Annotated in this window: 18 protein-coding genes and 1 other RNA gene; 13 read left to right on the top strand and 6 right to left on the bottom strand. The window is 47.1% G+C overall.

Annotated elements, in window-relative coordinates:
- Nucleotide 1: 1 nt before the first annotated feature.
- A complete protein-coding gene (locus NG833_RS11110) occupies nt 2-769 on the bottom strand; it encodes a LemA family protein (protein WP_254565356.1) in 768 nt (255 codons plus the stop codon).
- Between the two features lie 388 nt (nt 770-1,157).
- Here NG833_RS11110 and NG833_RS11105 point away from each other — a divergent pair, with 388 nt between their 5' ends.
- From NG833_RS11105 to NG833_RS11090, 4 genes are all read left to right on the top strand, one after another.
- Complete coding sequence (locus NG833_RS11105) at nt 1,158-2,741, top strand: TPM domain-containing protein (RefSeq protein ID WP_254565355.1); 1,584 nt, start codon at nt 1,158-1,160, stop codon at nt 2,739-2,741.
- 95 nt (nt 2,742-2,836) lie between these two features.
- Nucleotides 2,837-4,591 (top strand): YgcG family protein, encoded by a 1,755-nt coding sequence (locus NG833_RS11100; RefSeq protein ID WP_254565354.1) that lies wholly within the window; start codon nt 2,837-2,839, stop codon nt 4,589-4,591.
- A gap of 135 nt (nt 4,592-4,726) precedes the next feature.
- Nucleotides 4,727-6,088: a glycoside hydrolase 100 family protein gene (locus NG833_RS11095; protein ID WP_254565353.1), complete on the top strand. Its 1,362-nt coding sequence runs from the start codon at nt 4,727-4,729 to the stop codon at nt 6,086-6,088.
- Nucleotides 6,089-6,329: 241 nt separating this feature from the next.
- Complete coding sequence (locus NG833_RS11090) at nt 6,330-7,061, top strand: 2-phosphosulfolactate phosphatase family protein (RefSeq protein ID WP_254565352.1); 732 nt, start codon at nt 6,330-6,332, stop codon at nt 7,059-7,061.
- 65 nt (nt 7,062-7,126) lie between these two features.
- Here NG833_RS11090 and NG833_RS11085 read toward each other — a convergent pair whose 3' ends face one another.
- Entirely contained in the window at nt 7,127-7,873 is a 747-nt protein-coding gene (locus NG833_RS11085; RefSeq protein ID WP_254565351.1) for a Mut7-C ubiquitin/RNAse domain-containing protein, read from the bottom strand.
- 118 nt (nt 7,874-7,991) lie between these two features.
- Here NG833_RS11085 and NG833_RS11080 point away from each other — a divergent pair, with 118 nt between their 5' ends.
- Nucleotides 7,992-8,687: a Uma2 family endonuclease gene (locus NG833_RS11080; protein ID WP_254565350.1), complete on the top strand. Its 696-nt coding sequence runs from the start codon at nt 7,992-7,994 to the stop codon at nt 8,685-8,687.
- Between the two features lie 231 nt (nt 8,688-8,918).
- Here NG833_RS11080 and NG833_RS11075 read toward each other — a convergent pair whose 3' ends face one another.
- Nucleotides 8,919-10,292: an AAA family ATPase gene (locus NG833_RS11075; protein WP_254565349.1), complete on the bottom strand. Its 1,374-nt coding sequence runs from the start codon at nt 10,290-10,292 to the stop codon at nt 8,919-8,921.
- 416 nt (nt 10,293-10,708) lie between these two features.
- On the opposite strand from NG833_RS11075, the gene NG833_RS11070 reads away from it, so the two are divergent.
- Both NG833_RS11070 and NG833_RS11065 read left to right on the top strand, forming a co-directional pair.
- Nucleotides 10,709-10,951 carry a hypothetical protein gene (locus NG833_RS11070; RefSeq protein ID WP_254565348.1) on the top strand — a complete coding sequence of 81 codons (243 nt, stop codon included), beginning with the start codon at nt 10,709-10,711 and terminating at the stop codon, nt 10,949-10,951.
- A 94-nt stretch (nt 10,952-11,045) separates the two neighbouring features.
- The gene (locus NG833_RS11065) at nt 11,046-11,426 is read left to right on the top strand and encodes a hypothetical protein (protein WP_254565347.1); all 381 of its coding nucleotides are present in this window, start codon (nt 11,046-11,048) and stop codon (nt 11,424-11,426) included.
- A gap of 603 nt (nt 11,427-12,029) precedes the next feature.
- Here NG833_RS11065 and NG833_RS11060 read toward each other — a convergent pair.
- Nucleotides 12,030-13,361, bottom strand: coding sequence for a lipid-A-disaccharide synthase-related protein (locus NG833_RS11060; protein ID WP_254565346.1), 1,332 nt, complete (start codon nt 13,359-13,361; stop codon nt 12,030-12,032).
- 113 nt (nt 13,362-13,474) lie between these two features.
- Between NG833_RS11060 and ssrA the strand changes: the two genes are divergently transcribed.
- Both ssrA and NG833_RS11050 read left to right on the top strand, forming a co-directional pair.
- Nucleotides 13,475-13,865: a transfer-messenger RNA gene (ssrA, locus tag NG833_RS11055) on the top strand.
- Nucleotides 13,866-13,921: 56 nt separating this feature from the next.
- Nucleotides 13,922-14,902 carry a hypothetical protein gene (locus tag NG833_RS11050; RefSeq protein ID WP_254565345.1) on the top strand — a complete coding sequence of 327 codons (981 nt, stop codon included), beginning with the start codon at nt 13,922-13,924 and terminating at the stop codon, nt 14,900-14,902.
- 137 nt (nt 14,903-15,039) lie between these two features.
- Here NG833_RS11050 and NG833_RS11045 read toward each other — a convergent pair whose 3' ends face one another.
- Nucleotides 15,040-15,522 carry a 2TM domain-containing protein gene (locus NG833_RS11045; protein ID WP_254565344.1) on the bottom strand — a complete coding sequence of 161 codons (483 nt, stop codon included), beginning with the start codon at nt 15,520-15,522 and terminating at the stop codon, nt 15,040-15,042.
- A gap of 541 nt (nt 15,523-16,063) precedes the next feature.
- Between NG833_RS11045 and NG833_RS11040 the strand changes: the two genes are divergently transcribed.
- From NG833_RS11040 to nth, 4 genes are all read left to right on the top strand, one after another.
- Nucleotides 16,064-18,304: a CBS domain-containing protein gene (locus NG833_RS11040; protein WP_254565343.1), complete on the top strand. Its 2,241-nt coding sequence runs from the start codon at nt 16,064-16,066 to the stop codon at nt 18,302-18,304.
- 653 nt (nt 18,305-18,957) lie between these two features.
- Nucleotides 18,958-20,241, top strand: coding sequence for a serine--tRNA ligase (gene serS / locus NG833_RS11035; protein WP_254565342.1), 1,284 nt, complete (start codon nt 18,958-18,960; stop codon nt 20,239-20,241).
- A gap of 468 nt (nt 20,242-20,709) precedes the next feature.
- Nucleotides 20,710-21,798: an RIP metalloprotease RseP gene (gene rseP, locus NG833_RS11030; protein ID WP_254565341.1), complete on the top strand. Its 1,089-nt coding sequence runs from the start codon at nt 20,710-20,712 to the stop codon at nt 21,796-21,798.
- 62 nt (nt 21,799-21,860) lie between these two features.
- A complete protein-coding gene (gene nth, locus NG833_RS11025; RefSeq protein ID WP_254565340.1) occupies nt 21,861-22,538 on the top strand; it encodes an endonuclease III in 678 nt (225 codons plus the stop codon).
- A gap of 456 nt (nt 22,539-22,994) precedes the next feature.
- Here the strand turns inward: nth and NG833_RS11020 are convergent, their stop codons facing one another.
- The gene (locus NG833_RS11020; RefSeq protein WP_254565339.1) at nt 22,995-23,390 is read right to left on the bottom strand and encodes a pentapeptide repeat-containing protein; all 396 of its coding nucleotides are present in this window, start codon (nt 23,388-23,390) and stop codon (nt 22,995-22,997) included.
- Nucleotides 23,391-24,390: the final 1,000 nt, after the last annotated feature.

Below are 24,390 nucleotides of genomic sequence, written 5' to 3'. Positions count from 1 at the left end.
ATTAATCAATTCTGGGAACATCGCGATTTTCAGCAGCAAAAAAGGGTTTTGGACTAAACCCAGTCAAACCGGCAATCAGGGAATTGGGGAACGCCCGCACCTTTTGATTGTAGGCTTGCACCGCTTGATTGTAACGCATTCGTTCCACAGCAATCCGATTTTCAGTGCCCGCGAGTTCATAACTGAGATTTTGGTAGGCTTGAGAGGATTGTAATTGAGGGTTAGTTCCGAGAGATTGATTAAAGCGATTAATCGCTACATTAATTTCTGCGATCGCCGCCTGTTTTTCCGGTAAATTTTGTGCTTGGAGGTAACCTTCTCTGGATTGCATCAACAGGGCGATCGTTTCTTGTTCCGCCTCCGTTTGGACTCGCGCCAGACTCACCAAATTCGGAATTAAATCCGCCCTACGCTGAAACTGATTTTCAACCTGCGCCCAACTTGCCTCCACATCAGAAGCGCTGCTAGACAGAGAATTATAGGTAAAAATTCCCCAGAGGGCGACTGCTACCGCCACTCCTGCCGCCACCTTTTTTATCGTTTTTTGCCGTTCCTCTGCCGCTTGTTGCTCTTGCGCCTCAATCCGGCGTTTTTCCCGCACCTCTTGAATCGCTTTTTCCACAAACTCCGGCGGAATCTGCACATCTGAACCCGCCTCCTGCAATTGCTCCAGAGAATAACTATTTTGAGACCCCGAATAGTAACGGGAAGCCAGTTCTAGCACTTCCTGGGCCATATCTTCAGGAATTTGAGAATTAGAATCCTTCATCGTCCCACCTCTACCCAGTTCATAAAAAAATGTTAAATTCTCCTCTAATTTATCTCAAACAATGTCAGGATGTAACCAGGCTGTGCTACTGTCCATAATTATTTCCATAGCACAGGAGTTCAGTCTAAATCGAGACCCTGACTCCAGAAACAGTAGTTTGTTTCCTCAATCAACCTCTTGCTAACCGTTACACAACTCCCCCCACTCTTGTCGCCAGAATGACTTCAGCCCCTGCAACGCAACTTAAATTTAGGAGCGTCATATCAGAGAGGGCAGATCATATCATTCCTTAAATCACAAGAAAATGAATAAGAACCGAATAAATAAACACTCAATAAATCGATTCTTAAATTTTGTCAGTGATGGTTGTCATTGGGCAGCAGTTGAATTGAAAAAAAAGAGACTGTTTTGGACAATTTTACTCTCTTTATCTCTGATTGGCTTTCCCTTAATCAGTCACGCCCTCACCGTAGAAGATGTGCCTAACCCTCAACAACAATATCAGGGTTGGGTGACCGATATGGCAAATATTCTCAGCGAGAGTACCAAAACTCAACTCAATCAGATGATATCGGAATTGGAGGCAAATAATGGCTCAGAAGTTATTGTGGTAACGGTCCCCACAACTGCCCCTTCTCCTACTCCAAAAGAGTTTACCACAGAACTTTTTAATGAATGGGGCATTGGCAAAGAAGGCGTAGATAATGGCGTTTTATTTTTAACCTCCGTCGGAGATAGACGAGTCGAAATTGAAACCGGATATGGAGTCGAAGGTATATTACCCGATGCCAAAGTGGGTAATCTTATTAACACTCAAATTACCCCAAAACTTCGCCAAGGAGATTGGGATGGGGGGATATTAGCGGGCACTGAAGCATTAGTCAGCGTCTTATCGGAAAATCCCCTAGAAACTGGGTTGCCTGAACCCTCAATTCCCAGGGCACCCGTTGGCGCGAGTTCTATACTCGCCTTGGGACTCTCTTGGTTCGGTTTCAAGAAAGCTCAACATATCTCCCGCCAACCGATAACCCTAAACCCCACCGGGCGATCGCAAGTTATGGGTCGATTTAACGGGTACTCTTTTGGACTGTATTGCTGGACTGTTTTAGCCGTATTTAGTGTCTCCATTGCCCTGATTCTAGTGTGTTTCCTTCTCGATCCATCCCGACGGTTATGGCAAGGAGCATCCAGTATTTTTGTAGGGTTGACTTTCCTCTTAATTTTAGGGGTAGTTGGGAGGTTACTCTATCCCTCTATTTTTGCCCAAATGCAGGAAAAACAGAGGATTTTATCCGGCTCTAAAATATTCGCTAGGATTGGGTCAGGTCTGTTAACAGGCATCATTATCCTGGTGTTTGCAGCATTTTTGGGTATAGCTGTCATGGCGTTAATTTCCATAATTTGGATGCCCACAGATGGGGAGCAATCCCTGGAATTTTACGGAGTTATTTCTCTGAGTGTTTCGGCAGTATTTAGCCTGATTTGCGCCCAGGTGATTCTTTCCCTATTTCCACCCAAAACCCCCTTTATTTGTGAAGAATGCAATACCAATCTGACTGAACTCTCCGAGGATTTTCTGCGCGATCGCTTCACTGGACCACAACAAGTCGCCCAACAATTAAACAGTACCCGATTTGAAGGGTGGAATTGTTCCCAATGCTATCCCAATCAGCCCTCTCAATTTCACCTGAGACGCTATATCCTCAATAAACATCGCTTTCGTGAATGTCCCACTTGTCAAGAATTTACCGCCGTCATTACCGATCGCATTACTCTGCGCCGTGCCACCTATTCTCGCAGCGGACTCCAGCAGATCATTTATCAGTGTCAATCCTGCAATTATCGAGAAGATGAACAACGCAGAATCCCCCGCAAAACTCGCAGCAGTAGCAGTGGCAGCAGCAGTAGCAGTGGCAGCAGCAGGAGTGGAGGCGGCAGAAGTGGTGGAGGTGGTGCTGGGGGTAGTTTTTAATAGGAATTACAGCCCATCAAGTTAGAACTATTCCTGCAATTTTCACTCTAAATCTAACTCAATCCCTATAGTTAAACTGGAGGATTAATCACGCCATGCTAACCCGAAATATCCGCACCATAACCCAAATTTGTGGCTTCTTCCTGGGATTATCCCTGATTCTATTTCCCTTGCTCACTCATGCCATAACCGTGCAGGATGTCCCCAATCCCCAACAACAATATGGGGGATGGGTGAGTGATATGGCAAATATTCTCAGCAATGAGACTGAAAATCAACTGAATCAAATGATATCGGAATTGGAGGCAACTACTGGGGCAGAACTGGCGGTGGTGACGATGCCCACGACTGCTCCTTCTCCCAATCCCAAGGCATTTACAACGGAACTGTTTAATCACTGGGGAATTGGCAAGGCGGGGACAGATAACGGCGTCTTATTTTTAATGGCGGTGGAGGAACGCCGGGTGGAAGTGGAAACCGGATATGGAGTGGAGGGGGTGCTGCCGGATGCTAAAGTGGGGACTATTCTGAGAACTCAAGTGACGCCTCGATTCCGAGAGGGAGATTTTGAGGGCGGAATTTTAGCGGGAACTCAGGGATTAATTGAGGCGATCGCAGCAGATCCTCCCCCGTTAACACCGGAAATTGAACCCGAAACCATGCCCATGAATTGGACGCCTTTGCTATTCGTGGGCGGAGGAGCATTAGCGGCAGTCGCCGGAGGAACTGCCTATCAGAAAAGTCGGCGAATTTTCATCGAACCCACCGGGCGATCGCGCTCTACAAAACTCTTTCAAAACCCGCGCCGTCTTTATTGCAATCAGTGCAAACACCCCCTAAAACCCCTGGAATATTCAGAAATTAACTCCCATTTAACTCCTCCGGAACGAGTCGCCCAACAACTGGGAAGTGTTCAATTTAAAGGGGTATTCTGTGCAACCTGCCATCCGGAACCCTCAATCGGTGACGTTCATATTCTCAGTTATAAAACCCAGTTATCCAATGTCACCCATTGTCCCACTTGTCAAGAATTAACCGTAACGCGCCAAGTGAGTCAAATTGTCAAACAACCCACATGGAATCAAACCGGGAAACAATGGATCGCCGAGGATTGCCACTGTTGCGATCGCCATGAAGAACTCCTAGAAACTATTCCCTGCCTAGAACCCCCATCCAATGCCGTATTCCTCGAACCCACCGGGCGATCGCGGGTTCAGGACCAACGGAACTTTATGGGACCTCGGGAGGGCGATCGCCCTGCTCATTGCCTGCTTTGCCGCTATCCCCTAGAAAAAATCCAGGGTTACCCCCTGCAATCCTTACTCACAAAACCAGAAACCACCGCTCAAACCCTCGGCAGTGTCAAATTTATCGGGTGGAAATGTGCTAATTGTTACCCCGAATCTGGCAATCACCCGCTCCACATTCGCGGTTACATTGAAAACTCGGCCATTTTGGAATGTGCCATCTGTCAGGAATTGACCGTCACTCGCACCGAACAAGTCATCCAGGAACCCACCACCTCTAGTAGTGGCAGACAGGAAATTCGCGATCGCTGTCACTGTTGTGGCAACGAAAGCACCCAATCCATCATCCTTCCTGCCTTACCTCCTCCGCCTCCCGTTTATAGTTCCAGTAGTCAATCCAGCAGCAGTACCAGCAGCACAGACACAACCATTGCTACCCTATGGGAGACAAGTAACGATAGCAGCAGTAATGACAGTAGTAGTTACACCAGTGATGACATTAGTAGTTACAGCAGTAGCGATAGCAGCAGCTACAGCAGTAGCGATAGTAGTGACTTCGGGGGAGGGGAGAGTGGCGGTGGGGGTGCTGGGGAAGATTGGTAGATTGAAGTCCTGCGATCGGTCCCCTTGACCCCTGATTCCAGAAACTGGGTTTTTGCCCAGTTTCTGGAATCAGGGGATTGCGGTGCATGGATGCTATAATGAACTGTTTATCAAAGCAGTACACTCAGGGAATTAATGGGTACGGACAGCACTATCCTCGACGAAGCATGGCAGGTTCTTGAAAAATCGATTATTTATTATAACGGTCATCCCGTCGGGACCGTTGCCGCTTCAGATCCCAGTGCGGAAGCACTCAATTATGACCAGTGTTTTATCCGGGACTTTGTATCCTGTGCACTGGTCTTTTTAATGAAGGGCAAAACCGAAATTGTCCGCAATTTTCTGGTCCAGACTTTGAAGTTACAAATCAAAGAAAGACAACTGGATTTTCTGGAAGCGGGTCGAGGATTAATGCCCGCGAGTTTCAAAGTGGTCCACGGCAAACATGAAGAATATTTACTGGCCGACTTTGGCAACCATGCGATCGGGCGAGTCACCCCGGTTGATTCTTGTTTGTGGTGGATTTTCGTTTTACGGAATTATATCAACACTACAGGCGAATTATCTATTGCCCATCAACCGGATTTCCAAAAAGGCATCCGGTTAATTATGGAGTTGTGTTTGGTGGCTCGCTTCGATATGTACCCCACCATCTTAGTTCCCGATGGCGCTTGCATGATTGACCGCCGAATGGGCATTGACGGACATCCGTTGGAAATTCAATCTTTATTTTATTATGCCTTGCGATCGGCCAAAGAGCTCCTGCTCGAAAATGTAGAAAATTCCTACATTAATCAAGCGGTTGAAAAACGATTACAGTCGCTTAAAATTCATTTGCGACAACATTATTGGCTAGACCTCGATCGCGTCAATGCTATTTATCGATACAAAGGAGAAGAATATGGGGAAACCGCCCTCAATCAATTTAATATTTACTCCGACTCCATTCCCTACGATCGCCTCAGTCGGTGGTTACCCGAAGGCGGAGGCTATCTCGCCGGAAATCTCGGCCCTTCTCAACTCGATTGTCGGTTTTTTGCCCTGGGTAACTTAATGGCAATTTTATCCGGCTTAACCACCCCAGAACAATCCCTAGAAGTGATGACCCTGATTGAAAAGCGCTGGGAAAATTTAGTGGGACAAATGCCCATGAAAATTTGTTTTCCCGCCTTGGAAGGAAGGGATTGGGAAATGATGACCGGATGTGACCCCAAAAATCGGGCTTGGTCCTATCATAATGGGGGAAATTGGCCGGTGTTGCTGTGGATGTTAACCGCAGCGGCCCTACATACGGGAAAACCCGAAATTGCCCGTAAAGCGATTCAAATTGCTGCTAAACGCTTACAGAAAGATGAGTGGCCGGAATATTATGATGGGACAACCGGCAGACTAATTGGGAAAGAAGCCAGAAAGTATCAAACCTGGACGATCGCCGCCTTTTTATTGGCCCAAGAAATGATTGAACATCCCGAACATTTATCGATGATGGTGTTTTAAGGGCACATTCGTATCCCCTAGACTCGGCAGACTTTTCCTCAAAAATGCTGCCTGGGGGGACCGTCGGCATGGGAATCCGTGGCGCAACGGCCCCAAATCCCCCAGGGGGGGAGAGATATCAGGGATACCTACACCGGGTGAAATCGCCCCTAACCTCAAATTCTAAGAATATTTACCAAGAATACCCCCCAAACCCATAAAATAAGAACTCGGCAGTTTAACAAGCAGGTGTTTTCAAGCAGTGAAGCTCTTTGTCTACCACACTCCCGAACTGACCCCCACCGATAGCGTGCCCGATTGCGCGATCGCCGTTGACGTTTTACGCGCCACCAGCACGATCGCCACGGTACTCCATGCCGGTGCGGAAGCTGTGCAAGTGTTTAGTGATATGGATCAGCTCATGCAACTGAGCGCAGATTGGCCCGCTGAAAAACGCCTGCGTGCTGGAGAACGCGGGGGGGCCAAAGTTGAAGGGTGCGACTTGGGAAACTCCCCCTTAGATTGCACCCCTGAACGAGTCAAAGACTGTCGTTTGTTCATCAGTACCACCAACGGCACAAGGGCGTTGCAACGAATCGAATCGGCCCCCTCGGTACTCGCAGCGGCGTTAATTAATCGCCAAGCGGTGGTGAACTATCTGCTGGAAACCAATCCAGAAACCGTTTGGATTGTCAGTTCCGGTTGGGAAGGCAGCTATTCTCTGGAAGATACTGTCTGTGCCGGGGCGATCGCCGATGGTTTACTCGCCAATAGCAGTCTCTCACCCAAGGAACTCGCTGGCAATGACGAGGCGATCGCTGCCTTAGCTCTCTATCGTCACTGGCAAGACGATTTAGTAGGCTTAATGCATCACGCCAGTCACGGCCAACGCCTGCTCCGTCTCAACTGTAATGAAGATCTAAAATACTGTTCCCAAACCGATATTTTAGAGGTTGTCCCTCGACAAAAAGAACCGGGGGTTTTAGTTAAATAAACTGTTCATTTTCAAGAGATTAATGGGTAAGGTTGGCAATGCCAACCTTACTTTTTTATGTGGATTCATTTAAGCAAAATATCCCCCCTCACGCCATCAATGAATTCCTGCATCTTTTCATAATGGGAACCTTTCCAGTAGATTTTATCGCAAGAACTACAGCGCCGAAACTCATCATAATGTTCTCGGGTTTTCGGTTCCAATCGCTCTAAAATGCTTTGTTTAGTAACAGTTTCCAGTAATCCATTGCAGTGAATGCAGCGACTAAACGGCGTGATGGCATCGAACAACTCAAACCGGCGCAAAACTTCTTCGAGACGCTGATGAGGATTCGTCGATCGCACCCAATACCCATGAGTCACAATCCCGCGCTTCAGCAACCCGATATCCCGCGTCAGCAAAATCCGATTTTCCGCACTGGAAACCCGCGCTAACTCTTCATCGGGATAGTCGTTGCGATAGAGAGTATCAAACCCCAACATTCGCAAAAATCCCGCTAGTTTTCCCAGGTGGATGTCCAACACAAAACGGGGTTCAGGTTGGGGACGCAACCTCACCCGAGGCGAAAGTTCCACGGATTGAGAAATCGGATAGATATCGCAGCGATCGCCATCTTGCACCCGATAAGAAAAATCGACTGATTTGCCATTGACTGCGATCGTCTCAACTTCCGGATGGGGAATCCCAAACGACTCCAGAGAATCTTTAATCGAGGGATGATTTGGGAACTGATGCATCAGGGTGGCATTTTTGCTATCCCTGGGTAGAAAGTCGTTCAGTTCCGCATGGAAACAAAATTCAGCGCGGTTCATAGCAGTTTTAAAATTGATTAATTTATCATTAATTTTAGCAAATCCCATCCCAATCGCCAGGTTTAACCCATAACTTGAGTTAAAATGAGGGATACAAATGGAGTTGAGGGAGCCGACAATGATAATTTCACACAGTCAAGTCTCACCCCAAATTGAATATCCCGAGGAAGACGGTAAACCAATGGCCGAAAGCGATCCAGCACGCGATTATCTGATTTATACGGTGGAAACACTGGACATCCATTTTCAAAATCGTCAGGATATCTACGTTTCGGGAAATCTGTTTATATATTATGAAGAGGGAAAACCCGAATGCGTAGTTTCTCCTGATGCCTTTGTGGTGTTGGGTGTAGAAAAACGCAAACGACGCTCTTATAAAACTTGGGAAGAAAATGATAAAGCCCCTAATTTTGTTTTAGAGATTACCTCCAGAAGCACTCGCAGTCAAGACCAAGGCGCTAAAAAAGGGATTTATGCTTTTTTGGGAGTCTCTGAATATTTCCAATACGATCCAACAGGCGATTATCTGCGTCCTCGACTCCAGGGATTAAGATTAAGGGATGGTAATTATTTTCCCCTAGAACTAACTGCCTTACCCGATGGCACTCAAACAATATGGAGTGAAGTGTTAGGGTTAGAATTGCGATTGTTGCCTGGAGGCGAACTGCGGTTTTATAATCCCGCAACTGGGGAACTCCTCCTAAGTCATCGGGAAGAGGCGCAGGCGCGACAGGAAGAGGCGCAGGCGCGACAAGCAGCCGAAGCACGAATTGCTGAACTTGAAGCGCGGCTGCGAAGTTTAGAACAGCAATAAGATTCTTAAAGGGGATAGGGTTTTTGGAAATTCTAAGGTTTGTAATAGCGAGAAAGTGGCGAGTTCTCTTGTTGCTCCGCAGTTACGCGCTACTACAAACCTGAAATAAATTATCTCCAACAGGACTTACGCATATTTTCCGAGGGGACCCTAAATGTAGAGGCGATTCGCGAATCGCCTCTACAGATTTAGGGTTGATGCGTAAGTTCTGTACAAAAACTCAGGCAATCTTCAATCCCATCCCCGATTTTTCGCATACTCCCTCAACACCGGATTGAGGAAAAATTGAGTGACGCCTTCCCGTTCCTGAATTTCTACAAAAAAGCGCCTGCCGAGGGATTGCATCACATTAAAAAACTCAGCAGCAGAAAATTGCGTTAGTTGTAGCAGATTCAGTAATGTCACAGGTTCGGTGGCCGTGGCAAGTTGAGCGATCGCCTTCTTTTCCGCTACGGTTAACCTCTGAAACTTTTGGTCTAATTGTGCCTGCAAAGGTTCCCATAAAACCGGCGTTTGATAGGTTAAAAATTCCGCTACTCGACCGCCACACAATTCTCTGATTGAGGTGGCGGTTAGCTCTAACCAGAGGGGATTACCGTTATAAAGATTAATTAAACTCTCCCAAGTTTCTGAATCCGATAAATTTTGGTCTTGCAAAATTGCTTTCGCGGCGTCACCTAAACCCTGCAACACCAGCGATCGCACCGGATAGTTTTGCTTTTCCAAGGTAGTGATGGCGAGGGGTTTTTCATCGGCGATCGCCAGCACACAACTCTGATGGGTCACTTCGGCGATCGTCTTAAAAAACAGCCGATAATCTTCGTAAACTGATCCATCTTCCCCTGCTAGTTTGCCAGTATTGAAGGGAATCTGCAAATCATCGAGAACAATCAAACAGCGAGACTGACGTAAATGGGTGAGGAGTTGGGAGAGTTGCGTTTCCAGGCGATCGGGAATCTCGGCATCGGGAGAAAAGATCTGCAACAGATTGCTAAGAATTGCACCCAAATCCGAGTAAAAGCGCAGACTGCGATAGATGACATACTCGAATTGATTTTGAATTTGTTCAATCAAACTCAACGCCAGAGTGGTTTTACCCATCCCACCGAATCCGAGAAGTGCCACCAGACGACAGCGATCGGCAACAATGGCGCGATCGAGAGTCGCGAGTTCGTCAGTTCGTCCGTAAAAATTGAAGATTTCCGGCGCGTTGCCTAAGTCAAGATGCGGTTGAGTTTGAGTGGGTTGAGACGGTTGTGGATGGGTAGGCGATCGGCGAGATTCCGAACAAAGATGAACATTATTAACTGTTACTTTATCACTAACAATAGCTGATGAATAATTATAAAAATTTGCTTTCTCTAATACCGCTCTAAAATTCGCCTTGCTAACCTCTTTCCCCAACCCCTGCGACAGAAGTTTCCAGAGTTCCGAACCCACATCTCTAACATGACCCTCACTGGCATAAGTCTCTTGGGCAATTTTCGCGTAAGTCTCACCTTCCAAAGTGCCTTGCAAAATTGCCTCTTGCAGATAGTCCAAATGATTTCCCGTCTGAGTGAAAACCAGCTCATCAGCCAGTTTCAACACTTCCGTGATGTCCATAGGTCCAGATAGTGGTAAAGTTTGAGCTATTATATCCGATCTTTCCGACATTTCCGACAAACCCGATTCGACTATCGCCTCGAAACGCCGATATTTCCGACTTGGCAGGAGCTAGAGTTTCAGAGATGATGTTTGCATAAGGGCTAATCCTCAGCCCCAACAACCACCTTACCCAAGGACAAAACCGTGAGTTACCCAAGATCTGCAAAATACCAAGCTGACCCAAATGGAGATAACTACGTTTGCGGCAGTTGCGAGAGAAGCCAAGATCCTAGAGAAGGAGTACCCTGCATTAAGTGTGGAAAAGCAACCGTCACATGGCTACAATCTCAGGGTGAATCCTGGAGTTACGTCTTGAACAAATGGAGAAGGTTGGTCGGGTGAATCGAGAGATAAACAGAGCAATAGCGTGAATTATGGGAAAACAAGCGCAAGAACTCATCAATAAGTATGGAGGCGACTACACCTGGGAGCAGTTGCGCTCTACTAAAATAGATTATCAACTTTCCAAAATTCAATATGAATACCCCGGAGGTGTGAAAGGTAACACTTTTACTGAGTTAGAAGAGTTAGCCAAAGATGGAGATGCAGAAGCAAAGAAAGCGATTAAGCTTCTTCTTCAAACTCAGAGGCTAAATAACAAGTCAGGCCAAAACTAGCTAAAGAAGCTCTACTGCTCTTACTCCGGGTCAGCGTAGAGCCCGTTAATGAAGTCTAACAGATCCGGCTTTTCAGTATTTTGGGATTATAACCATGAAATTATCTGTAGATCGGCAAGAAAAAAAAGGGCCATTTGGGGGAACTTACTACGAATCTAAAATAAAAATAACTTTAACTGAAGAAGAGAAAGAGGTTGCCGATACCATCGAATTAATGAAAAAACTTATTTTTGACCCGACCGATCCCGGTGATCGTCAGGTACTTCATGTGTTAAGGGAGGGTCAAGTAAGTGTTTGGGATTTAACTAATGGTTACGGAGTAACAGCAAAATGTGATAAAGAGGCTGATCTCGGAAGTCTAGCTTTTGTTGAAAATAAAGTTCGGGAAAAGTGCAAGTATATTAAAGCTAAAATTGACAATTACATTGCAGCTAAAAACGCCCTAAATGAGGGAGGATATGAAGAAGAATTTTAAAAAATGACTTTAAAATAATCTTAGGAATAACCCGGGCATTTCCGGGTTATTATTTTATGTACTCATTTTCTCTATAAAAATTGAATATATCCGGCGCTTTCCCTAAGTCAAGATAGGATTAAGTTATAATTTGGATGGGGTTGTGTGGCATGGGTAGGCGATCGCCCAGATTCCGAACAAAGATGAACATTATTAAATGTTACTTTATCACTAACAAAAGCTGATGAATAATTATAAAAATTTGCTTACTCTAATCCCGCTCTAAAATTCGCCTTGCTAACCTCTTTCCCCAACCCCTCCGAGAGAAGATCTCTTCAGTTCCGAACCCACATCTTTAACATGACTAGGGCATAAGTCTCTTCCGCAATTTTTGCGTAAGTCTCCCTCTCCAAAGTCGCTCTAAAAACCTTGTCATCTAACCATTTCAGTCGGTTTTAACCGACTTTAGCTATGAGCCAGGGACTTAAGTCCCCGGCGGAATAAGGGATTCACAGCAAAATTATTCTCCTCAAATCTCAACATCATAAGAGTGTTTATCCCTGGCCCAATTATTACCCCTCCAGGGACCCGACCCAATCCGGTTAAAATTAGCTCGCGCCGGCTTTACCTTGAGGGAGATGGATCAAATACCTCCATTAAATGAGTGGCAATCCGTTGGGAAGCACCGGGTTCTCCCATGCGACGCTGACCATTTTCGCCGATGAGTTGCAGGAGATCCGGGTCCCGTAAGAGTTGCTGGATGACTTCGGCGACTTTATCCGGGCGCTTGACGAGGGTTACTGAGGGTCCCAGGAGGCGACTTTGAGCTTCGGCAAAGGCGGGGGTGAACTGGGGTCCTTTTCCGGGGAGGGCGATCGCCGGTTTGCCTAATCCCACAAATTGCTCGGTTGCAGTTCCTGCCATCGCGATCGCCACATCTCCGTAACGCAAGCATTCCACAAATCCCGTCTGAGTCAGCAATAAGCGGGCGTTTTTCTGGGTAAAGGTGAGGGCACCGGATGCTTGTAAGGTGGCGATCGCCCGATCAATTTCTAAGGGTCCTGGATTATCCCCAATCCCATCCAGGAGAGAGGAGTGGCGATGCCATCCGTAATTTTCTAACTCCTGGGAGAAATGTTCGAGTTTTAATCCGGGGGCGATCGCCGCGAGAATAACGGGATGGCGCTTATTGAACGTTTCCACCACCGACGCCAGTCCCCAGAGGATTTGTTGCCAATTCCCATAAGCTTCTGGTGCTCTGGATCCGGGTAATAGAGTGATTACGAGCGATCGCTGAGTTTCCTTCAGTTCCGCATCCGGGTCATAAAAAATTGGGGCTGTAGTATCCACCTCTAAATCATCCATCATCGGATTCCCCAAGTCATAAGCGGGAATTGAAAATTGCTGTAAGGTTGCTGTAGTAAGTGCATCCCGAGGAAAAACGGCGCGACAGCATTTATTCCGCATCAAAGCGCGTTCCCAGGGTAAATAGACAGAACCGGACCAACTTTCCAACCGTTCAAACCAAGTGCGACGGGGTAACACTCCTGCTTCATCCCGGAGATAATATTCAGACTTGGCAGTGCCGATAAAGGCGTAGGGAAGCCCACTCAAACGGGCAAATAGCAAGGGGACAATATCTCCAACCGCTAAAATGGCATCCCCTTGTTTCGCCCATTGTTGGATGGCTTGATATTGTTTCCAGGTTAATCCCAGCAATCCGTGAGAGATATCGCCCAATAACTGCCGTCCATCCATATAGACGAATCCCCCGGATGGCATGGGTTTGACGGGACCAATAATTTCTATCTCCGGCAGTTGCAGGTAGGCACGGCCCTCTCCTACCAGGGGGAGTGCGGCTAAGTCTGGAGAATGCGGATGCTGCTGGAGTTGGCGCAATACCCGCAGGGCGATCGCGTCTTCCCCATGACCATTACTCAGACAGAGTATTTTCAAATCTCACTTCCTCCATTGATTGCTCTCCCAGCCAGCTCTTGAGTCAAAGTCACAAATTAATTTGTTAAACCTGTTGTCATCCCCAAAATTTTGATTATAATAGAAGAAGACACGGGGCCGTACTGGTTTCGATAGTGGAGTGAAAGCTGCTCCGTGATTCAGGCCGAGAGTGAGTTGTCTCTCGTCAATCCCCAACTCAAAAAAAAAGTAAATGCGAACAACATCGTTCCTTTCGCTCGTAAAGCGGCCACTGTTGCTGCCTAAAAACCTCTAGCAGGTTTGAGCGGTCTATAGCTTGACTCCGTTAAAGGCTACAGACAAACCCTCAACGGATGCTCTAGTAAGGTTTCTCTGGTTACTTGCTAGTTAAGACTCAACCTGAGTATCCTGTCATCCGGGATAATGGATGGTCCCCGCCCAGAGGGTTAAATGGGCTACGCCTGTGAATGAGCGGTAGGTGAATACCTCTGCTAGACAGCAGTTCGATTCTGCTCGGCTCCATGGTTATTAAAAAAATCAACCCATCCGATACAATTATGTAAAGGATGGGTTGATTTTTTATGAACTCTAAAACAGCGATTGTTATCTGTGAAAACCCCAAATGTGGAAAGGAATTTACCAAGCCTTTAGCGGAGTTTAAACGCAGTGAAAAGCTGGGTAGACAGCATTTTTGCTGCTTAAGCTGCTATGGACAATGTAAAGGGGTCGCACAACTGGAGGGAAAAAGAACGACAGCACATTTAAAAAAAGGAGCAGAAAAAGATGAATTTTCTCCCTTTCGTCATCCTTTAAAAATTATTAGAAAATCGGTTAAGCAGCGCAAGATAGAGGCTTCGGTTACTTTACAAGACCTCAAGCTGATTTGGGAACAACAAGGCGGAATTTGCCCTTATACGGGATGGGATTTGGTGCTGTTCCCTTGCACCACGGACTACCAATCCCTTACTTTAACGACCAATCGAGCCAGTGTAGACCGGATTGATTCGGCAAAAGGTTACAGTCTGGATAATATTCAATTTGTGGCGGTGATGGCGAATTTGGCTAAACATTGTTTTAGGGAAACTGAACTCTTAGAGTTTTGTCAGGCCGTTTATCAAAATTATTACAGTCAAGGGAGGAGTATCGAAAACATTGCTCAATTAAATCCTGTTATGTTTGAGTCTCCCAGGCGCGGTTCCCGAATTGACAGCTATTCTCCGTTTAGAAAGCATTTGAATTTAGCTCGAAAACACGCTCAGATGAAGGGACGGGAGTGCAGTCTGACTTTGGAAGATTTGAAGCAACTGTGGGAAAGGCAGGGGGGACGATGTGTTTATACGGGATGGGAATTGGAGAATCCTCCGACTACGAATGGGTGGTTACGGTGCGATCGCCATCCTCGAAGGGCGAGTTTAGACCGAATTGATTCAACCCAGGGATATCGGTTGGGAAATGTTCAGTTTGTTTCGGTGATGGCGAATTATGCGAAACGGGATTTTGAGGAAGAACAATTGTGGGAATTTTGTGCATCTGTGGTAAAATATCTTCGTCAATCCGAGTGAAAAAAGGAGAGGGCTGCTTAATTCACAGATTCAAGGACCGTTCCCTTAACCTACTCTTGATAATTTTTCCCTAAAAGAAAATTGGGTGGGAATTACCCACCCGATAAAACTATCCGTTGATTAACCTTTGGAAGCATCTACAAGAGTCCTTCTTGGGGTTTGAGCCATTTGTTTAAGGTGGTATGGATAGTTTGTCCAATTTGCTGCTTCAAGCGCCAAGCGGCAAAGGCTTTATCGTACTCTTCTCCCGTCAGTTGATAGGTTTTCCATCCTTTCAGGGCAAGGAACAATCCCCACAGAAATAGAATCGGCAAAGTCCAGGTGAGGGTGTGAGCAGTCAGGAGATTCAAGACGACCAAAAATGAGTTGGCAATCCCATACCGAACTAGATGATTTTTGAACTTAGTCTGGCGATAAAGGTCAAAACCACGTCGTTCTTTAACTTGACCTTGGTTAACTAGCCATTCTTGTTCGGCATGGACAATATTTTCTGGTGGAATGCCGAGTTCTTTGGCGATTTCTACCAGTTGAACTCGGGAAAACTCTTCGGTTTCAGTTTGGCGTGCGATCGCCAGGTGCAGGATTTCCTGGACGGCTTCTTGGGTGTAAGATTCAGGCATTGCAGTTAGTTTCTATAGGAGGAATCGGATTAGAGAATTTTCAAAACTCTTTTTCCTGTTATTGTAGCGAATCTCAAGGCGGAACGGGCCTTTTTCTGAGTACGGATGACTCCCATACGAAACTGGGGATCCGGGAGATTTCCAGGGCGTCCTAGAGCATCGGTACCGGATCGGTGAACACCCGGAGCTTTCACAAAATTTTGGCTGATTAGCAACAAATTAGTGCCAAGACCTAGTTTTTGGGCTTGTTTCGTTGATCCCTACCCAGAGGTTCATGTCTTGAACTGGAATGGAAACAGTCCAAAGGGCGATCGCACCCCCATACGGAAATCCACCCGCGATCGTTGCATAAGCGCCTAGAATAAAACAATCCAATTTCACATTTTTATTTCCAGTTGGTAATTGCTGACACCCTCTAACCCTGCGGCAGATCCTCCCCGGTTTTTTTGCAAGACTTAAAGAAACTGCCTTGAACTCCTCTCCCTCTAATCCGTGATCTTCACTTTAAAAAAACGATTGAAGCTGGCCCTACCCCTTAACAATGCCTGAACCCTCTCACCCTGCCAACCCTTCCCTGTCCATGAATCATGCTCTGATGTATTCCTCTGCCTTGGAACGGGCAATTGACCCCAACCCACCCATCGTTTCCCCGGAAACATCCCTAGAAGAAGTCCTCGCCTTGATGAGTCATGTTAGAAGTAGCTGTCCCTTGCCGGACTCCACGGACTCCATTGAAACCAATATTTGGGATTCCGTGAGGGCGAGTTGTGTCCTTGTTTTAGAAGGAGCACCCACGGTTTCTGAACAACTGAATGCGATTCGAGATACGGGAAAACTCCCCGATCGCCCTGACCGAATTCTTGCGAGTAAAGTGGGGATTTTTACCGAACGGGATATCGTCAAAATGACCGCTGCTGGAGTTGATTTAAAAACCGTCCAAGTCTCCACTGTCATGACTGCACCCGTAGTTACCCTCACCGAATCCCAATCCCATGATATTTTCACCATCTTGTCTGTTTTTAGACAGCATCAAATTCGCCACCTTCCCCTGATTGACAATCAGGGCTATATTTTGGGAATTCTCACCCCAGAAACCATTCGCCAAGCTCTCCAACCTGTCCGTCTTTTAACTCAGTTACGAGAAGTTAAAGACATCATGAGTCCTAACGTGATTCAAGCACCCCTAAACGCTTCTGTGCTGGAACTAGCTAAATTAATGGCCGATCGCCGGGTGAGTTGCGTCGTCATTTGTGAAGACTCCCCCAACACAAATACCACCTACCCCCCCGCCAAAATTCCCGTGGGAATTGTCACAGAACGAGATTTAGTTCAATTTCAAGCCTTGCAACTGGACTTAGGGAAAATGCAGGCCAAAGATGTCATGAGTTCCCCTTTATTTTCCCTCAGTCCTCACGATTCTGTCTGGTTTGCCCATGAAGAAATGCAGCGCCGACGAGTGCGCCGGTTGGTGGTTTCTAGTACGGAAGGATATCTCTTGGGACTGGTTTCTCAAACCAGTTTATTGCAAGCCTTACATCCCACCGAAATGTATGGGGCGATTGAAACCTTACAGGAAGTCGTCGAAAATCGAACCAAAGAATTAAAAGAAGCCAACGAGCAATTGCAACGGGAAATAGAAGAACGCAAACGAGCCGAGATTGCCCTACAAACTGCCCATGATAATTTACAAAAATTGGTAGAAGAACGCACAGCGGAACTGCGAGCAACTAATGCCAAACTGGAACAAGATATCCTCAATCGCCAACGGGCCGAAGCCGCCCTGCGCGAGTCCGAAGGCCAGTTGCGACAGCAAGCCCATGAATTAGAAACTGCCATGCGATCGCTACAACAAACCCAATTCCAACTCATCCAAGCCGAAAAAATGTCCAGCCTGGGACAATTAGTCGCCGGGGTTGCCCATGAAATTAACAACCCCGTTAATTTCATTTATGGAAACCTCTCCCATGCGACCCAGTACATTAAAGACCTCTTAGAATTAATTGATTTGTATCAAACCCATTTCAATCAAGATGTTCCTGAAATTGAGGATAAAATCGAAGATATCGATTTAGAATTTTTAGTGAGTGACCTGCCCAAAATGATTGCTTCCATGCAGATTGGAGCCGATCGCATCCGGTCAATTGTCCTATCCTTACGCAACTTTTCTCGCCTGGATGAAGCGGATCGCAAGCGGGTTGATATTCATGAAGGACTCGATAGTACCCTATTAATTTTACAACATCGACTCAAAGCCCATCCGGGACGGCGAGAAATAGTCATCATCAAAGAGTATGGAAATTTGCCCAAAGTGGATTGCTATGTGGGTCCACTCAACCAAGTCTTTATGAATATTATCACCAACGCGATCGATGCGCTGGATATGGGACATAGCAAGAAAGAGCGACTGCAGGGTAAACCGCTGGCGCGATCGCCCTTATCCTCCATTCCCGCCACCTCCCCCACCATTCGGATTCGCACCCAAGTGGACGAAGGCGATCGCATTACCATCTCCATCGCCGATAATGGTCCAGGCATGACCGAAACCGTCCGTCGCCGCTTATTTGAACCCTTTTTTACCACCAAACCCGTCGGCAGTGCCACCGGGTTAGGATTATCCATTAGCTATCAAATAGTCGTCGAAAAACATAAAGGACAATTGCATTGCTATTCCACCCCCGGACATGGCACCGAATTTCTGATTGAAATTCCCCCTTTTCAACCCCATTTTGAACCTCCCTTGTCTGATGCCGCCAGCCAGAACCTACCCTACCACGACTCCTAAGTGCTAAGACAGCGACTGCTTAACCGTTCAAATTTCCAGGGAATGGATGGATGATGCTAAGACAACCCATGATATAATAAAGGGTTTTGAACTGTTTTAAACCCTAACCAACTGAATCAGTCAATTGTCCTCAAATTCAAATGATTTTAATCCTTGAATCAGCAATGATAAGATATAAAACTTATTAAAAAATGCCTGAACCTCACGGTTCAAGGTCGGTATTTAAGCTGGAGTTGGGGAACTGGGGCATCTCAATTTTGGCTAAAAACCAGTCGGACCTCTCCCCAAACCCCTCCCCTACCTCTCCCCGGCCCTCTCTATAGAGGAGAGGGAGAATAAGGAATAAATGTTTGTTGCTGGAGGGGCTTTGATACGGAATCCGGTTGTCAAAGGTCTGTAAAAACCCGCACCCTAAAGGGTGGGGCTATACGGACGAAGCCCGCCTGCGCGGGCTAAAACCGAAAACCGACTTTTACCAACCGGATTTGGTATGAGACTCCCCCTTCCGGCTCCCCCTTCCCTCTTAGGGAAGGGGGCTGGGGGGTTAGGTCTCTTGAAAAAATTGAGATGCACCCGGGGGGAACTGCCTCCCCAACCGACGCCCTGCTAGACTATCGTAACCAAAACTGACGCGCCAAAACAGAGGAACATTCGTGCTCGATATCAAGCAAATCCGGGACAATCCACAAACCATACAGGAACGCCTGAACCGGCGAGGGGAAGGCTATGATTTACAGCCCATATTAGACCTCGATCGCACCGGGCGAGAATTAGAGACCCAGCGATCGCAACTTCAAGCCCGCAGTAACGAAATTGGCAAGCTGATCGGCCAACAGATGAAATCCGGCAGCAAACCCGATGACCCCGCCATTCAAACCTTAAAAGAAGAAGGCAACCAACTCAAAGCACAACTCAGCGAACTCGAACCCCGAGAAAGAGAACTCAAAGCCGAACTCGACAACCTCCTCTTAAACCTCCCCAACCTCCCCAGCGAGTCCACTCCGGTGGGGAAAAGCGAAACCGAAAACGTCGAAGTGCGGCGCTGGGGGGACGAATATCTGCCCAAACATGACCAAATTCGCCCCCACTGGGAAATTGGCGAACAAATGGGGATTATCGACTTTGAACGGGGGGTAAAAATTGCCCAAAGTCGATTTATTAGCCTGATTGGGGCCGGTGCCGCCCTAGAACGGGCTTTAATTAGCTTTATGCTCGATCGCCACATTCGCCACGGCTATGTAGAAGTCATGCCGCCGGTTCTCATTAATAGCACCTCCCTGCGTGGGACCGGCCAACTGCCCAAATTTTCCGAAGAAAGCTTTCAATGTAGCGAGGATGACCTCTGGCTGGCCCCCACCGCCGAAGTGCCAGTCACCAATCTCTATCGCGATGATATTCTCGCACCGGAGAACCTACCGATTTATCACTGTGCCTATACCCCTTGTTTTCGCCGGGAAGCAGGGGCTTATGGCAAAGATACCCGAGGATTGATTCGACTCCATCAATTTAATAAGGTGGAACTGGTCAAAATTGTGGCCCCTGAGACCTCGGAAGATGAACATCAAGCCCTAGTCCAGGATGCCGAAGCGATTCTACAAGCGTTGCAACTGCCGTATCGGGTATTGGAACTCTGCACCGGAGACATCGGCTTTGGGGCGCAAAAGTGCTACGACTTAGAAGTCTGGTTACCCTCTTCGGGCAAATATCGGGAGATTTCTAGCTGTTCTAACTGTGGAGATTTCCAAGCTAGACGCGCCGCGATTCGATTTAAAGAAGCCGGGAAAAAAGGGACTCAATTTGTTCATACCTTGAATGGATCCGGCTTGGCTGTAGGGCGGACAATGGCAGCAATTTTAGAAAACTATCAGGATCCAGATGGTACAGTTCGGATTCCCGAAGTGCTGCAACCGTATCTGGGGGGTAAAACGGTCCTGTAAGGAGATAGGGGAGATAGGGGAGAGACGGGAGAGACGGGAGAGACGGGAGATTGTTTGTAGTAACGACTTCAGTCGTTGCTCTCGGGTCATGGCGATCGCCATGACACTTACCCTTATGGGATGAAGCACCTGTTTGGGGACTGGCGCGATCGCCTCCAAAGGAGCGCGTTACTTGGCATTAGCCAAGTAACGAGGAAACGACTGAAGTCGTTACTACGAACATCCCCCCCATCCTCCCCATCTCCCCCATCCTCCCCATCTCCCCCATCCTCCCCATCTCCCCCATCCTCCCCATCCTCCCCATCTCCCCCATCCCCAGAAACCGACGGGTCAGCCTAAAATAACAATAAGTCAGGACTTACGCATAATCTCCAGTCGGACTGAGGGACTGCGTAAGTCCGAACAATGAGTTAAGACGGGTTCATTGAGCCAGTCTGTGATAGTAACGGAGTTTAATTGGGGTTTGTAATGTCAGTATTGGCAGCGATCGCGGTTCTGGCGATGCTTATTTTCGTCCACGAACTGGGACACTTCATGGCAGCCCGATTACAGGGCATTCACGTTAATCGTTTTTCAATCGGATTTGGGCCCATTTTATGGAAATACCAAGGCCCAGAAACCGAATATGCCATACGCGGGATTCCCTTGGGAGGCTATGTCGGCTTTCCCGATGACGATCCCGAGAGCGAAATTCCTCCCGATGACCCGAATTTGCTGCGTAATCGCCCGATCCTGGACCGGGCGATCGTGATTAGTGCCGGGGTCATTGCAAACTTAATCTTTGCCTATCTGCTGTTAGTCGGACAGGTGGCAACGGTGGGAGTGCAAGACTTTGACTATCAACCGGGGGTAAAAATTGCCCAAGTGATGTCCGATGAGACTGCTGCTCATCGGGCGGGGATTCAGGCTGAAGATATTATATTGCAAGCCGATGGAGAGGAATTAGGCGCTTCTGCACAAGCGGTTCGCTCTCTGATGGAGATTATCCAAACCCATCCTGAGCAAGTTTTGGAACTCCAAGTGCTGCGGCAGGATGAAACCTTTAGAGTACCGATTTCCCCGGAACGCGATGAAAGCGGGAAAGGGATTATTGGCGTGCAACTGGCTCCTCACGGGACCCTGATTCGTCACCGCGCCGACAGTATCCCAGCAGCGTTTGGGGAAGGTGCCGTTGAGTTTCAACGGATTACAGTGTTGACGGTGCAAGGATTTGGACAGTTAATTCGCAATTTCCGAGAAACGGCGGATCAAGTGTCGGGTCCTGTAGCAATTGTGGCGATCGGGGCAAATATTGCTAAGTCTGATGCGGGAAATCTGTTCCGATTTGCGGCATTAATTAGCATTAACCTCGCGATTATTAACATTTTGCCGCTTCCGGCCCTCGATGGTGGGCAGTTGGCATTTTTGTTAATTGAAGGATTGCGCGGTAAACCGTTGCCGACTCATATTCAAGATGGGGTGATGCAAACCGGGTTAATGTTGCTGTTGGGATTGGGTATTTTCCTGATTGTTCGGGATACGGCCAATTTAGGTTGGGTCCAACAGTTATTTCAATAAAGGTAATGAAGGATGAACGGCAATGATGGCGTCATCCTTCATTGGTTCGGCAATTTTTTACTATGAATATTACTCGGAAGTGGGCGGCGACGAAGCAACGGGCGATCGAGATTTTAATTCGTCTGAAGCGATTGTATCCGGAGGCGGACTGTACGCTGAATTATGAGACGCCGGTGCAGTTATTGGTGGCGACGATTTTATCGGCACAATGTACCGATGAGCGGGTGAATCTGGTGACTCCGGAGTTGTTTCGACGGTTTCCGGATGCACAGGCGATCGCAAGTGCGGAGATTGAGGAGTTGGAACAGTTAATTCGTTCCACAGGGTTTTATCGGAATAAGGCGAAAAATATTCAAGGCGCTTGTCGGGCGATCGTGGAAAAACACAAGCATCAAGTGCCAAAGCGGATGGAATTGCTGGTGGAGTTGCCAGGAGTTGCCCGCAAAACGGCTAATGTTGTCCTAGCAAATGCCTACGGGATTAATCAAGGGGTGACGGTAGATACCCATGTGAAGCGCTTATCCAATCGGTTAGGATTGACGGAAAATAGTGACCCGGTGAAGATAGAACGGGATTTAATTCGTTTACTTCCCCAGGAAGATTGGGAAAATTGGTCGATTCGGTTGATTTATCATGGACGAGCAGTTTGTACGGCGAGGAATCCTGCTTGCGATCGGTGTGAGTTAGTGGATTTATGTCCCGCAGCGGATCTCAGTCTGCTTCCTAATGTATTGGAATAGTTTTCTCTAGCATTAAAACTCATGGATGCCCAATGATTTTGGGTAAAGAAACGACTAAAGTCGTTACTACGAACGAAGAAATTCTCTTCGGCTGTTTGTAGTAACGACTTCAGTCGTTTCCCCTGATTTGGCGTCAAATAAAGAAACGACTAAAGTCGTTACTACGAACGAAGAAATTCTCTTCGGCTGTTTGTAGTAACGACTTCAGTCGTTTCCCCTAATTTGGCGTCAAATAAAGAAACGACTAAAGTCGTTACTACGAACGAAGAAATTCTCTTCGGCTGTTTGTAGTAACGACTTCAGTCGTTTCCCCTGATTTGGCGTCAAATAAAGAAACGACTAAAGTCGTTACTACGAACGAAGAAACTTCCTTCGGCTGTTTGTAGTAACGACTTCAGTCGTTTCCGGATTATTCGTCACAACTTGAACTGATTCGGGGATTGACATAAAAGTCAATCAAACCTCACCTTTGCTCAGGGTGGAGAAATGGTGATAGGGGTCATAAACCGTTCCGTCTGGCATGATTGCGCCGCTTAAATCGGCCCCCCTCAAATCCGCCCCAGTTAAATTGGCATTCTTTAAATTGGCTCCACTTAAATTGGCCTGACAAAGTTTTGATTCTGATAAATTTGCTCCCTGCAAATCTGCTCCTTGCAAATCTGCTCCAGATAAATTAGTGCGAATCAAATTAGCTTTTTTCAAATTGGCTCCTGTAAAGACTACCCCTTTGAGGATGGCATTGGCAAAATTGGAGTTATATTTGGACTGTTCACACTTGTCTGATGGATTAACTGGAAAGCTGGGAAGAGTTGAGGTAAAAACTCCTTGAATTTGATTTCGGGCAGTTTTCATAAATTTAATCTTTATTAATTCAAGTAAAGTCGGTCTTCAACAGTCTCTCGAATTGGATTGGGGTGAGTCAGCACCCTGAGTCCGGTGTGGTTTTCGGCCTGGGGTGGAAAAAGGGGAGTTCGCGATCGCCCGTTTGTGGGTTGAAGGGTCCCTCTGGATTCGAGAAGCCGAGATCGCCACGGTGGATCTAGAAAGGGGTTCACTCCAGTTGGAAGGGATCGTCCGGTGATGGCAATTCTCCCAGAGCTCACGTGAATCTGGATCCGAAAGATCGGGTAAGCGCTGTTCAGGCTGGGGATAAGGGACCTTGACGAGCCGCAACAGCCGTTCGGTGGTATGATCTGGGAAAGAGTAACTCGGTTCAGGATACGGAACTTGGACCACCCGGCGGAGTTTCCATGTGGCCCCCACACTCTTGGCAGACGGGTCCTGGTTACCGATTTCCGTAGGTGGAGAAAGAAATTTGTTAAAAATTTGAAAATTATATGATTTCATCTTGCAACTCTCCACCAATTAGAGTTACAGTAGATATGGGTACATTAGAATAGTGGTTTTGCGGTTTGGGGCACGTTTGTGTCCCAACCTTTTCTTTTGTAGGGGAACTAGGGTTCAAGTTTAGAGGATCCATAGATTTAACCCAGAAGACTATAGAGGTTTTGCTGTGTTTGGGAGCTTCCGTTGGCAAGGTCCCAGGAACTCAGTTCATTTAAAAGGTTGTATTTCCCTGGCGGTTTGGAAAATATCCGGGGTACACTTGCAATAGGGTAGGTATGAGAACGTTCGGAACAGGGTTTTGAATAGTGGTTAGGACCTTGCCTGGTCCGAGTTTGGGTTTTGAATAATGGTTAGGACCTTGCCTGGTCCTGAACAGGGTTTTGAATAGTGGTTAGGACCTTGCCTGGTCCGAGTTTGGGTTTTGAATAGTGGTTAGGACCTTGCCTGGTCCTGAACGGGGACTTGAATAGTGGGTTTTACCGTGCCTTTTCTGGAATAGGGACTT

It is taken from the genome of Oscillatoria sp. HE19RPO (assembly GCF_024220515.1).
In the GTDB taxonomy this organism is placed as follows: Bacteria; Cyanobacteriota; Cyanobacteriia; order Cyanobacteriales; family Laspinemataceae; genus Laspinema.
This window is presented reverse-complemented; position numbering and strand designations above follow the sequence as displayed.